The 13,038-nt window shown below is 67.0% G+C and carries 6 protein-coding genes; 3 read left to right on the top strand and 3 right to left on the bottom strand.

All coding sequences use genetic code 11. The features are described 5' to 3' along the window. Both BST14_RS25980 and BST14_RS25985 read right to left on the bottom strand, forming a co-directional pair. Positions 1-8,966: non-ribosomal peptide synthetase (locus BST14_RS25980; RefSeq protein WP_142279617.1), on the bottom strand; the 8,966-nt coding region annotated here is incomplete at its 3' end. 52 nt (positions 8,967-9,018) lie between these two features. Beyond that, positions 9,019-9,246 carry an MbtH family protein gene (locus tag BST14_RS25985; protein WP_083067174.1) on the bottom strand — a complete coding sequence of 76 codons (228 nt, stop codon included), beginning with the start codon at positions 9,244-9,246 and terminating at the stop codon, positions 9,019-9,021. Positions 9,247-10,278: 1,032 nt separating this feature from the next. On the opposite strand from BST14_RS25985, the gene BST14_RS25990 reads away from it, so the two are divergent. From BST14_RS25990 to BST14_RS26000, 3 genes are all read left to right on the top strand, one after another. Then, the gene (locus tag BST14_RS25990) at positions 10,279-11,073 is read left to right on the top strand and encodes a GAP family protein (RefSeq protein WP_083067175.1); all 795 of its coding nucleotides are present in this window, start codon (positions 10,279-10,281) and stop codon (positions 11,071-11,073) included. A 54-nt stretch (positions 11,074-11,127) separates the two neighbouring features. Further along, entirely contained in the window at positions 11,128-11,931 is an 804-nt protein-coding gene (locus tag BST14_RS25995) for a transglutaminase-like domain-containing protein (protein WP_083067176.1), read from the top strand. A gap of 256 nt (positions 11,932-12,187) precedes the next feature. Next, positions 12,188-12,643 carry a DUF5994 family protein gene (locus BST14_RS26000; protein ID WP_083067177.1) on the top strand — a complete coding sequence of 152 codons (456 nt, stop codon included), beginning with the start codon at positions 12,188-12,190 and terminating at the stop codon, positions 12,641-12,643. 29 nt (positions 12,644-12,672) lie between these two features. Here BST14_RS26000 and BST14_RS30180 read toward each other — a convergent pair whose 3' ends face one another. Next, a complete protein-coding gene (locus BST14_RS30180) occupies positions 12,673-12,846 on the bottom strand; it encodes a hypothetical protein (protein WP_158085930.1) in 174 nt (57 codons plus the stop codon). Between the last annotated feature and the right edge of the window lie 192 nt (positions 12,847-13,038).

Raw genomic sequence — 13,038 nt, forward strand, 5'->3', positions numbered from 1 at the left:
CTTTCGTGGCGGCCCACCACATCGGTCAACGCCGCGCCCAGCGCACCGGCATCGAGCTGACCGCGCAGCCGCAACGCCACGGTGATGTTGTAAATCGGTGACGGGCCCTGGAAGTGGTCGATGAACCACAACCGGGTCTGAGCAAACGACAACGGAACCACCGCCGGGCGCTCCCCGGCCACCAACGGCTCAGGCCGGTCGGCGTCGCCGGCGGCCAGCAGCGCCAGCTCGGCGGCCGTCGGCGCCTCGAAGACGGCCCGCACACCGAGGTCGGAGTTCAGGCTGGTGTTCACCGCGGCGATCAAGCGCATCGCCGACAGCGAATCCCCGCCCAGATCGAAGAACGAGTCGTCGACGCCCACCCGCTCCAGGCCGAGCACCTGGGCGTACATGCCCACCAAAATTTCCTCGGCCGCGGTCGCCGGGGCGCGGTACCGGTCCACATCCTGGTATTCCGGCTCCGGAAGGGCCTTGCGGTCGAGCTTGCCCGACGAGGTCATCGGGAATTCCTCAAGCGCCACAATGTGGGTCGGCACCATGTATTCCGGCAGCCACGCGCTGATCCGCTCGCGCACCTCGCCGATTTTGGTGTTGGTGCGGGGGTCATTGGCGTGGCTGGTGCGCCGCCGGGCCCCGGTGGGCGGCAGGTAGAGGTCGGTCAGCGGCGCTGCCGCGTCGGGGTCGGCGGCGTCGACGAAAACGGCGCTCAGGGAGCCGGGTTGGGCGCCCCAGGTCACCGCGACGCGATACCCGGCGGACTCGCCGATGCGGTGCACTTCCTCGGCGACGGCGGCGCCGGACACGGCGTGGGCCGCGGCGAGCGCGTCGGCCACGGGTTGCCCCTCGGCGAGCGCCGTTTCCACGCGAACGTCGGCGATGACCCCGGCGTGCGGGATGTCGGTGACGCGGACGACGGCGGGACGCTGGGATGCCAGGACGTCGCGCAGCCCTTCGGCGCCCGCGCATTCGGGCCACGACCAGGTGGGTACGTCGCCCACCGAGCGCACGGGTGCGGGCGCTTTGCGGATGACGACGTCGTACCGGTAGCGGTTCAGTTCGTTGTCGGCGAAGCCGCGTTTGACTTGGATGTCGACGCCACCGGCCGACGGGCAGTTGACCGCCCACGTGGTGAAAAACTCTGGCGCCAACAGCAATTCGGTTTCACCGAGCATGGCGTGGCGGACGCGCTTGCGGATGTCGGCGGCCTCGGTGGCGGCGGCACCGCCACGGGACAGCGCGATCGCGGTCTGGAACGCGCCCTGCAGGCTGTGGTTCCGGACGTCACCGATGAACACCGCCCCGCCGGGGGCCAGCAGCTCCATGGCGTTGTCGATGACCTCGGCCAAATAGCCCGCGTTCGGGAAGTATTGGACGACCGAGTTGAGGATGATGGTGTCGAAGTGGCCGCGGGGCAGGCCGTCGGTCACGTGGGCCGGCTGGGTGCGCAGCTGGACCCGGTCACGCCAGGGCCACTGCAGCTGTTCCAACGAGCGGGCCAGGTTCTCGATGGCCACCGGGGAGAAATCGGTGGCCAGATACTCCTCGCAGTGCGGGGCGATCTGCGACAGCAGCAACCCCGAGCCGGCGCCGATCTCGAGCACGCGACGCGGTCGCAGGTCCGTGATCCGGTCCACCGTGGCGGCGCGCCACTCGATCATCTCCGCGAGCGGGATCGGGTCGCCGGTGTAGCTGCTGTTCCAGCCGCGGAAGTCCATGCCGAACCGGGACTCGAGGTCCGCGCCATACAGGTCGTCGTAAAGGTGTTGCCACTCTTCGACGTTGTCCTCGTCGTGGTCGGCGCCGGTGGTGTGGTCGAGCGTGACGTAAGCGACCAGATGCGAGCCGGTGGCGCTGTCCAGCACGGTGACGGCGGCCTGGGTGACCTGCGGGCAGCCCAGCAGGGTGTTCTCGATTTCGCCCAGTTCGATGCGCTGGCCACGCAGCTTGATCTGGCTGTCGGCGCGCCCGACGAAGTCCAGGTCCCCGTCGCGCGTCCAGGCCACCAGGTCGCCGGTGCGGTACATGCGCTCCCCGGGGCCGCCAAATGGGTTGGCCACGAAGCGTTCCGCGGTCAGGTCCACCCGGCCCATGTAGCCGTGCGCCAGCGCCGGCCCGCTCACATACAGCTCGCCCACCACGCCGACCGCAACCGGCTTCAGCCAGGCGTCGAGCACCATCGCGCACACACCCGGCAGCGGAGTGCCGATGCGAACCGGTCCCTCGGCCGACAGCGGCGCGCTGAACGTGACCCAGATGGTGGTCTCGCTCGGGCCGTAGACGTTGAACATCCGCCGCCCGGGTGCCCACGCGGCCACCAATTCCTTCGGGCAGGCCTCCCCGCCGACCATCAGTTTGTCGAACCCGGGCAGCCGGGCGCGATCCAGCGACGACAGGACCGTCGGGGTCAGGAAGGCCGCGTTGACGCGCCGGCTCGCCAGCAAGGCGGTCAGCGGCTCGCCGGCGTACACCTGCGGTGGCGCCACCACCAGCGCGGCCCCGGACGCCGCCGCCAGCACCATCTCGCCGACCGACGCGTCGAAGGTCGGCGAGGCCACCATCAGCACCCGGGTGTCGCTGCCCAATCCGGCCGCATCGCATTGCGCCGCGGCCCATCCCAGTAGGCCGGCGTGGCTGACAACCACCCCTTTGGGGGTGCCGGTCGAGCCCGACGTGAAGATCGCGTAGGCGCTGTCATGGGCGGTCAGCGGCGCCAGCCGGTCGGCGTCGGTGATCGCCGCGGCGGCGTACGCGGACAGGTCCAGGCCGTCGATCCGCAGCACGGGGCGCGTCCCGACGCCGGCGACCTCATCGGCGCCGCACGCCAACACGCACACCGCGTCGATGGCGTCCAGCACCGAGGCGACCCGCTCGACCGGATGATCCAGATCCACCGGCGCATGGATGCCGCCGGCCTTGACCACGGCCCACCAGGCAACCACCAATTCGGCGGACCGGCCCACCGCCACGCCCACGGCGCGCTCCGGGCCCACTCCCGCGTCAATAAGCTTGCGCGCCAAGCGCGTCGACCACTCGTCGAGCTCGCGATAGGACAGTTCCCGCCCACCGTCGACCACCGCCAGCGCGTCCGGGGCGATCGTGAGCGCCGTGGCCAGCAGCTGCGGCGCCACCCCGACCGGCCCGATGACACCGGCGCCCGATAGCCGCGTCAGCACCAGCTCGCGCTCGTCGCGATCCAGCAGTTCGACAGCCGACAGCCGCCGGGTGGGATCGGTGGTCATCGCCACCAGCACGCGCTGGAATCGGTCGAGCAGCGCGGCGATGCCGGCGGTGTCGAACACGTCGGCGTCGTATTCGACGTGCAGCCCGAGTTCGCGGCCGGGCAGGGCCTCGACGGTCAGCGGGTAGTGGTTGTACTCGCGGTTGGTGAACTCGGCGATGGCCAACCCGTCGGGGCCCAATGTCATGCCGCTCTCGACGGGGTAGTTCTCGTACACGAACAACGTGTCGAAGAGTTGATCGTGGCCCGTGACGCGGTGAATTTCGCTGAGCGCCAGGTGCTGGTGCTCGAGCGCGTCGTTGTGGCTGTTCTGCAACTGGGCCAACAGCTCCGCGGTGGTAGTGGTCGCGGTGATGTTCGCGCGCACCGGCACCGTGTTGATCAGCAGTCCCACCATCTGTTCGGCGTCGTGGACCTCCAATTGGCCGACGCGCGAACGCGGGGTGCCGAAGACGACGTCGTGTTGGCCGGTCAACGAGGTCAGCACCACCGCCCAGGCGGCCTGCAGGACCGTGCTGACCGTGGTCTGGCAGGAGCGCGCCAGGTCGGTCAGGTCCGGGGTGATTTGCTCGGGGACACAGGCCTTTTCGAAGCCGCGGTCGCCTTGGCCCAGCCGGTCTTGCGGTCCGACCAGGGTGGGCGTTTCGACGCCGGACAGCACCTGGCCCCAGGCGTCACGGGCGGCGTCGAGGTCTCGATCGGCCAGCCAGGTGAGGAACGCCCGGTAGGAACCGGCGGCGGGCAGCCGCTGGCCGTAGTAGCTGGTGAAGATCTCGCGCAGCAGGATGGGCAGCGACCACCCGTCGAGCAGGATGTGGTGATTGGTCAGCACGAACCGGTGCCGCCCGTCCGCGATGCGGATCAGCGCGACGCGGAACGCGGCCTGACCGGACAGATCGCGCACCGCGGCCCGCTCGGCGGCGCACAGCTGCTCGATCAACTGGTCGGCGTCGGTGTCGCTGCCGTCGAGGTCACGGTACTGCCACTGCACCACCGGATCGGCGGGAATGATCTGCACCGGCTCGTCGTAACGGTCGCAGAACAGCGCCGCCAGGTGCGGATGCCGGTTGACGACGGTGTGCACCGCGTCGCGCAGGCGTTCGGGGTCCAGCGGCCCGGTGAGGGTGAAGTCCAGCTGCACCGCATACATGTCGTCGCTGCCCGCAGCGGTGTTGGAGTGAAAGAGCAGTCCCTGCTGCAGCGGCGTCAGCGGCAGGATGTCGGCGATGTAGTGCTGGGCCACCAGCTCGTCGATCTCGTGCTGGCTCAGCCGGGCCGGCGCGATGTCCGACGGGGTCAGGCCGCCGCCACCGGTGCGCACGTGCGCGCATACGCCGGTTAGGGCCTCGAACCACAGCCGGCTCAGCCGGGTGATCTGTGTTGCATCGAGAACCGATGGCGCCCAAGTCCATTCGGCGTGCAGGTGGGGCCCGGTGCCGGTATCGATGGTGCCGGCGTTGAGTTCGACGGTGTGCGTCAGCGGCATGGGCACCGCCGCGGCGGCCCCGATCAGGGTCAGGCCCTGCCGGCTGATGCGCCAGCCCTCGCCCACCGAATCCGACGCTGCCTGTTGACGTCCCAGGTAGTTGAAGGCGATCAACGGGTCGGGCCCGGCCAGCTCGACCTCGGTGTTGAGGTAGCGCAGCAGCCCGTAGGTCAGCGGGTCCGGCAGGGCCCGAATCTGCTCCTTGGCGTGTTTGATCACCGCGCCCAGCGCCGGGTCACCGGCCACCACCTGGGACCACTCCAGCCCGGAAACGCTTAGTGCCACCGGGTATTTGGAGGTGAACCAGCCGACGGTGCGGGATAGGTCGATGTCCGCGGCGAGTTCCTCGTGCCGGCCGTGGCCCTCGACGTCGATGCCGATCGCGTCGGCGCCGGCCCCCAGAAACTCCGTCCAGGCCAGGCCGAACGCGATCAGCAGGATGTCCTGGATTCCGGCATGGAACGCCGCCGGCACGTCGGCGATCAGCATGCCGGTCGTCTCGGCGTCCAACTCCACCGACAACCGGCCGGCCGAGGCGTAGGTATCCACCTCGGGGCTGGCCGCCGGCAGCGCGGCGGGCGTCGCCGTCACCTTCTTCCAGGCGCCCAGCCGGCCGACGACCTCGGGGCGATGCGCGTGCTCGGCGAGCACCGTCGACCACCGGGCGAACGACGTTCCCGTCGGCGGCAACTCCACCGGCTGCCCCGCGCTGTGCAGCGCCCAGGCAATGTTGAGGTCTTCCAACAGGATCCACCACGACACGGCGTCGACGGCCAGGTGGTGAATGATCACCGTCAGCTGCCCGGCGGCCTCGACCCACAGCGCGCTCAGCATCACTCCGGCGGCCGGGTTCAACCGCGATCGCGCTTCTTCCAGCACCTTGTCGGACAGCGCTTCGACGGATTGCAGGCAGTCCTCGGCCCGCACCGACCCCGGCTCCGGCACCTGCAGCGACCACTCGTCGTCGACGCGCAGCCGCAGCATGGCGTGGCGATTCACCAAGGCCTGCAACACGACCGCGACGTCGCCCTCGGTCACCCCGGCGGGCGCCTGGACCATCACGGTCTGGTTGAACTCGTCGACCGGGCCGCCGGTGCGTTCGATGTCCTGCAGCCACCGCATGATCGGGGTGGGCACCACCGGGCCGACGCCCTCGTCGACGACGTCGCCGACCCCGTCGTTCACGCCGGCCATCCGGGCCAGCCGGGCCACGGTCTGTTCGACGAAGACGTCCCGTGGCCGGCACCTCACTCCGGCGGCACGCGCGCGCGCCACCACTTGCAGCGACAAAATGCTGTCGCCACCCAGCTCAAAGAACGACTCGTCGACGCCGACCCGCTGCAGCCCGAGCACCTCGGCGTAGATGCCCGCCAGGATCTGTTCGACCGCGTTGCTCGGCGCGCGATACTCGCCCGCGCGGTATTCGGGCACCGGCAGAGCGCGGGTGTCCAGCTTGCCGTTGGATGTCAGCGGCAGCGCGTCCAGGGCCACCACCGCGGCCGGCACCATGTGCGTTGGGAGCCGGTCGGCCAACGCGGTGCGGGCCTGGGTTGGGTCGGCGGTCCCGGTGACGTAGCCGACCAGACGTTTGTCGCCGGGCCGGTCCTCACGGGCGATCACCACGGCCTGCTCGACACCGTCGAGCGCGGCCAGCGCGGCCTGGACCTCGCCGAGCTCGATGCGGTAGCCCCGGATCTTGACCTGCTCGTCGGCGCGGCCCAGATACCGCAGCTGCCCGTCGGCATCCCAGCACGCGAGGTCGCCGGTGCGATACATCCGGGCGCCCGGCTCGCCGAACGGGCAGGCCACGAACCGCGACGCCGTCAGGCCGGCCCGCCCGACATACCCGCCGGCCACCCCGTCTCCGGCGACGTACAACTCACCCACGACTCCCGGCGGTAGCGGACGCATCCAGTGGTCGAGCACGAACAGGGCCGCGCGGTCCACCGGGGACCCGATCGGCGGTGCGCCGGATCCCGGGCGCAGCGGCGCGCTGATCGCCACACACATCGTCGTTTCGGTTGGGCCGTAAGCGTTGACCATCACCCGACCCGGCGCCCACTGGTCCACGACTTCGGCCGGGCAGGCCTCACCGACCACCGCCAGCGCCGCCGACTCCAGCCCCTTCGGCGACAGCATCGCGACCGCCGATGGGGTCTGCGTCAAGACGCTGACTTCCTCGGCCACCAGGACGTCGTGAAACTCGTCGGGCGAACGGGTCACGTCTTCGGACAGCACTACCACGCGTCCGCCGCGCAGCAGCCCGCCGAAGATCTCCCAGACCGAGACGTCGAAGGCATAGGAGTGGCATTGCGACCACACGCCCGGGGCGGGAAGGCCCGCGTCCAGGGACGCGATCAGCTGTGTCACGTTGCGATGAGTGACTGCAACGCCTTTGGGGACACCGGTGGTGCCCGAGGTGTAGATCAGGTAGGCGATATCGGCCGGGTCGGGCACCGTTAGCGCCGTTGCGGGTTCGGCGTCGATGCGCGGATCGTTGACATCGACGACCGTCACGCCGTGACCGTCGAACCGTTGCGCCAGATCGGCGGTGGTCACCGCGGCGACCGGCTTCGCATCGGCAAGCATGAACCCGGTCCGCGTCTTCGGCGACGACGGATCGATCGGCAGGTAGGCCGCCCCGGTCTTGAGCACCGCCAGGATCGACGCGACCGCCTCGGCGGACCGCGGAAACATCAGCGCCACAACCTGTCCCGGCCCGGCGCCGTGGGCCACCAGGTGATGCGCCAACCGGTTCGACGCATCATCGAGTTCCCGGTACGTCACCGATGTGCCCCCGCACACCAGCGCCACCGCCTCCGGCGCGCGGCTCACCTGCGCGGCGAACATCTCCGGCACCGACACCGGGGCGGCCGGCGGAGCGGTCAAAACCGCCGTATTGCCAACCGCTTCCAATCGGGCGCGCTCATCGGTGTGTAGCACGTTCAACGACGACAGCCGCCGGTCCGGACCGGCGGCGATGGTCGCCAGAATCCGTTGCAGCCGCTCCCCCAGATCCGAGACGTCGAAGTTGGCGAAGGGTTGTCCCGTGCCGACCGTGATCAGGAACTGCTGATCGCCGAATCCGAGGAAGAACAGTCCGAAGTGGCCCACCGGGCCGAAGCTGGTGTACTTCGCGGTCGCCGGGATGTCACCCAGGCTGAGGGTGAGTCGCGCGGGGACGAAGTTGACGACGACACGGTTAGGCGCCTGCCTGGGACCGCTGAAGTGCCCTTCGCCGTCCAGCGTTCGTGTCGGAAACTGCTGATGCCGCAACGCTTCTCGTGATCGCGTATCGACCTGGCGGCAGAAGTCGGCGAACGTCATCTCCGGCGACGCGTTCAGCACCAGCGGCACCACCCCGGCGAGCATGCCGGGATGCGTCTTGGACTCCGGATCGACGCGCCTACTGACGGGGAAGTCCAGCACGACTTCATTCGAACCGTCGGCGCTCCACCCCCGCACCAGAAGCGCGCACGCCGCAGTGAGCACCGAGGACCGGCGGATGCGTAGCGCCTTGGACAACTCCTTGACCTTGCCGATGACGGATTCGTCCAATTGCACTGGCGGGGAGGGCGAATACGAGTCTCGCCCATCGTCGGCCACCGTCGCCGGATAGTCCGCCCCGCTGCCCGTCGGGCGGTGCGCGGTCCAATATTTTTGATCTTCAGAGAATTTCGGCGATGCCTCGTATTCCAGCTCGCCGTCGGCGAGGTCACGCAGCGACCCGAAGAACGCGGGCGGGATGGGTTTCTCGGAAGCCAGTGCGGAGTAAATCGCGGCGATCCGACGACCGACCAGGGCGATGCCCATCCCATCGATGGCGATGTGATGGCAAACCGTGAACCAGTAGTATTCGTCGGGCGCTACCCGGAATAGGGCGAACTTGATCATCGGCCCGGTGAGCGGCATCGGCGTTCGCTGAATCGATCCAGCCGTCTCGCGGACTTCCCGCTCCGGATCGCGCGCGTCGGTCAAATCATAGAAAACAAGATCGACATCGTCGTATTCGACGGCCTTCTGAAAGACCTGACCGTCGACCTCGAAGAACGAAGCCCGTAGGCTCTCAGCCTCATTCAGCACATGTCGCATAGCCTCATGCAACAAACCGGTGTCTATGGCGCCCTGGATATGGACGAGCACACCCAGTTGCCACGCGACATCGAAATAGCCCGTTTGCAGCGCCAGCCAGATATCGAGCTGACCCCGCGTCACCGGAACGGCCCGGTCAACACGTTCCACTAAACGCCCCCCACTTAAGTTCGACCCCGAAACCCTTCATACCGATACCGGTCTACTGATCACAAACCGGCGCGGTCAGCGTGTCGCGCAGACGTTTCGCCCGTATATCGGGCCAGGCTTCTTCGATGTAGTGCAGGCATGCGGCGCGGTCAGCTTCTCCAAAAACTACTCTCCAACCGGCGGGAATGACAGCAAATGATGGCCAAAGACTGTGTTGTTCTTCATTATTGACTAAGACGAAAAATTGACCGCTGTCGTCATCGAACGGATTAAGCGACATGTATGGACCCCCTAACACCAAAACCAAGATACCAGATCGCGCCGCGCATAACTTCGAACATTGCTGCAGCGCTTGGGGATTGAGCCGTCAGGCCCGGTCCTCGGTCGTGAGGATGGGCACCACGACATGGTCGTCGCGGTACCCATCCCGTCGAGTCGTCGACAGATAGCGTTCATCGGCAGTGCACTCCGATACATGCCACTACGACCATCGACGTCGCAACCCACGGTCGCGTGGGTACCCGGCAGATGCTGTGCGAAACATATGAATTCTGTTCTGACATAACCGATCCGCGACCACTCTACTATTGGCACCGTTTTGCCGCTGTCACGAAAGCAACGTGGCTGGGTGCGCGGGGGTTTTCCGCTTCCCTGTGCGACGCGCGCCGGCGTTATACCGAACCTCGCTTTACGCAGTCGCAAAATATTTGCCGCTGGCTACGCACCGGACCACTCCCGCAGAGAGCAGCCGCCCAGCAGGAGCTTGCATCGCAACCACGGTCCACCATGCAAAAACGTACGGATGCTTGCCAAATCGCGACCGGGCGGCATGGCGAACCGCCGAAGGCCATTCTGGCAGCGCCGCAGCCGCACACAGCCGAACCTGCCACGTTGCCGCCCCATCGCGTGTCCCCCTCATTCGAATGTCGCCGACCGGAACCTCCGTTCTGTCAGCCTCACATGATTTGCCACGGGGCGCTCATTGCCATCAACACACGGCCGTAATCAGGCAAGTTGTGACTGATCTCACGCCCACCCGGCGCGGAAAATATTCGCCAGCGCTCGGATGGCAGCAGGCCCCGCTACTTTCGGAAGCCGACCGAGGGCGCGCGAGCCGGGCGGCTTTTCGGCTCGCGGTCCGCCTCTCACCTGCCGCGCTATCGTCGGCGGCTCAACCCGAATCCGTTGAATACGATCATGTTTGGCGTACACAGCCGATTCATAGCCGACTTTGCGCACGAAAATACTCGCGTGGTTACTCAGGTAGCGGCGGACGTTTAGACCCCACCGCTCCCGGGTAGAGCCCCGAACCATGTGGGGGTCAGTGCTGGGCTTGGGGATCCTGGCCGCACTCAATCCGGTCCGTCTCGGCCTCGCCTTATTGATGATCTCTCGGCCACGTCCGGGACCGAGCCTGCTCGCCTACTGGCTCGGCGGGTTGACGGTGTGCATACCCGAGCTGCTCGTCCCGCTGACGCTGCTGAACTTCACGCCGATGTTCGGCCATCTTGCGCACGGCTCGGCGTCCCCGTCGACGAGCGCAACCCTCGGCCGGATTCAGATTGGACTCGGCGTGGTCGCCCTGTCGGTCGCCGCGCTGATGGCGGTCCGCTTCCTTACCCGCCAACCCAAACAGCAACCCGCGCCCGACGCCGACCGCACGCCGGAGCTCTCGATGGTCTCGGGCGCACCGATCGCGATGCCGCGGCTGCTTACCCGGGTTCAGGATGTGCCGGCTGACGACCCTTCCCGGTTCCGGCGTCTGCTCGGCCATGTTCACGACGCCTGGGAAAGCGGGGCGTCGTGGGTGGCGTGGGTGATCGGCATCATCGCGGTGCCGGTCGACGGCGTCTTGTTCATCGTCGCGATCATCGCGGCCTCGGGCGCCTCGGTCACCGCGCAGGCCGGCGCCTCAGTCGCGTTCGTGATCTTGATGTACGCCGTCGTCGAAGTCATCCTCGTCGGCTACATCGTCACGCCGGCCAGAACCCAGTCCTTGCTGTTGGTTCTGCACGACTGGGTGCGGACCTACCACCGGCAGATCCTGGTGGGCCTGTTCGCGGTGGTCGGCGCCTCGGAGCTGGCCCAGGGCCTACATATCCTTTGACCGCCGGCAACCGTCCCGCTGGCGAATCCCGAGCAATTAACGCAGGATCTCGCTATGAGACGAGAAGTTGGCGCCGAACTCGAAATTGAAATCACCGCGGCCACGACATTGGAATTTCAGATCGCCGTCGCACCGCATCCCGGCGCCGAGGTCTCCGAGTCGCTGCGCTTCGCCTTGAACGGACGGCCGATCACCCCGCTGGAGGTCAGCGGGCTGCACGGTAACCGCATCCATAAGTTCGACGCCGCGGTGGGCACTCTGCGAGTCGACTACGAGGCGACGATCGTGGGTCAAACCCATCCGGCTCCGGTGACCGAATACGACCAGTCTATGTATCTGCGGCCCAGCCGCTACGCCGAATCCGATAAATTCTTTGGTTTCGCCGCAACGGAGTTCGGAAACGACCGCGATTCGGCGGAACTGTTGGAGCACGTAAGTTCCTGGGTGGGCACCAGACTGAATTACGTGCCCGGCTCCAGCGATCCGATTGACGGGGCGGTGGACACGATGCTCGCCGGCGAGGGCGTGTGCCGGGACTACGCGCACCTGGTGGTGGCGCTGCTGCGGGCGGTCAGCGTCCCGGCCCGGGTGGTGTCCGTGTACGCGCCGGGGGTATATCCGATGGACTTTCACGCCGTCGCCGAGGCCTTCGTCGACGGGCACTGGCGGGTGGTCGACGCGACGCTGCTGGCGCCCCGGCAGACGTTGGTGCGGGTAGCGACCGGTCGCGACGCCTCCGACACCGCGTTCCTCGACAATCACAAAGGCGCGATTACGCTGAATCGTCTGGTAGTGAGCGCCGTGGTGGACGGCGATTTGCCCCGTGATTCAATCGACCAACTGGTTTCCATCCGCTGAGGTTGCCGCGGCGGCGCGCCACCCGCTGATCGACAATCGTCGAAACCGTTGTGCCGCAATAGCCTTAGGAGCAGATCGAATACGTGCCCAACGGTAGAAACCATGCGCCCGGCGCGCGGCTTGGATAATTCCCATCGGCACTGGTTTGCGGCGTAGTGTGAGACCCATTGGCGATACCTCGTATGTGACTAGTCAAAGCCATGTCGTCGCCGATTCGAATGCTGGCCGCTTCCGCGGTCAAGACGGGAGCGTCAATATGACGCCGCAGAAAAGCCTCACAGATGCCGGGCATCGGCATACTCCCCCGCTACGCACACCGCGCCTGCGTCTCAAGCCCAAAGCGCCACCCAGCGGGTTCGTCGACGGTGCGTGGTGGCCGCACAGTGATGATCTGATGACAGAACTGCCAGATCTATTGGCGGTGCTGTCGGTTCGACTGGGACCTATTGGCCGCGTAATCTACAAACTCACCGAATGGTCAACGGCGCCCGCGAAATTGGCTTTCGGTGCTCACATAGTACGGCTCGACGGGTATCGCCTGCAGCCACTCAACACCGTCGAAGTGCTCGGACTCAACCGCGCGAAGATCGTTCTTCTGGTTGTTTCGCCGCACACCGATCCCGGCCAAGCGCACGCTGTCATGATGACCGCGGCGGGCCCGAACAATGCCTTGACGGTCGACACCCTCCTGTCGATCGGTGCGCTGGACTAGGAAGCCGACTGTCAACCGCTTACAGCCGGCTATCGCGCGCCGAACCCTATGGATTTGGCGGTCTTGAACGCTGGTGAATCGTGATGGATCGAATAGACGGGTAGGTCGGCGGCCCGGCGCAGAATCATTACCGCAAGCGCTGTACCGGTCCGGTACGGCACCAATAGTAGCGTCGCCCGGGCATCCCGGCCCACGATCGTCATGACCCGTGGATGGGCTCCCTCAACCAACCCCATTTGAGATCCCGTTGGCTTTGCAATGATGACCGGTTGACGTTGATGTCGACGACCGGGCCTAACTGGGCCTCCAACACCGACATGAACCGCCCCGGGATGTCTGGAGACTCCACTTCTTGGGAAGGTTGGAGTCATGTCAGGTGGTTCGTCGAGGAGGTA

Source organism: Mycobacterium arosiense ATCC BAA-1401 = DSM 45069 (assembly GCF_002086125.1).
GTDB classification, from domain to species: Bacteria; Actinomycetota; Actinomycetes; order Mycobacteriales; family Mycobacteriaceae; genus Mycobacterium; species Mycobacterium arosiense.

What these genes read in the sequence shown, in the direction of transcription:
- BST14_RS25985 (WP_083067174.1), bottom strand. Translation starts at nt 9,246, where the DNA reads ATGTCGCTTAATCCGTTCGATGACGACAGCGGTCAATTTTTCGTCTTA.
- BST14_RS25990 (WP_083067175.1), top strand. Translation starts at nt 10,279, where the DNA reads ATGTGGGGGTCAGTGCTGGGCTTGGGGATCCTGGCCGCACTCAATCCG.
- BST14_RS25995 (WP_083067176.1), top strand. Translation starts at nt 11,128, where the DNA reads ATGAGACGAGAAGTTGGCGCCGAACTCGAAATTGAAATCACCGCGGCC.
- BST14_RS26000 (WP_083067177.1), top strand. Translation starts at nt 12,188, where the DNA reads ATGACGCCGCAGAAAAGCCTCACAGATGCCGGGCATCGGCATACTCCC.
- BST14_RS30180 (WP_158085930.1), bottom strand. Translation starts at nt 12,846, where the DNA reads ATGACGATCGTGGGCCGGGATGCCCGGGCGACGCTACTATTGGTGCCG.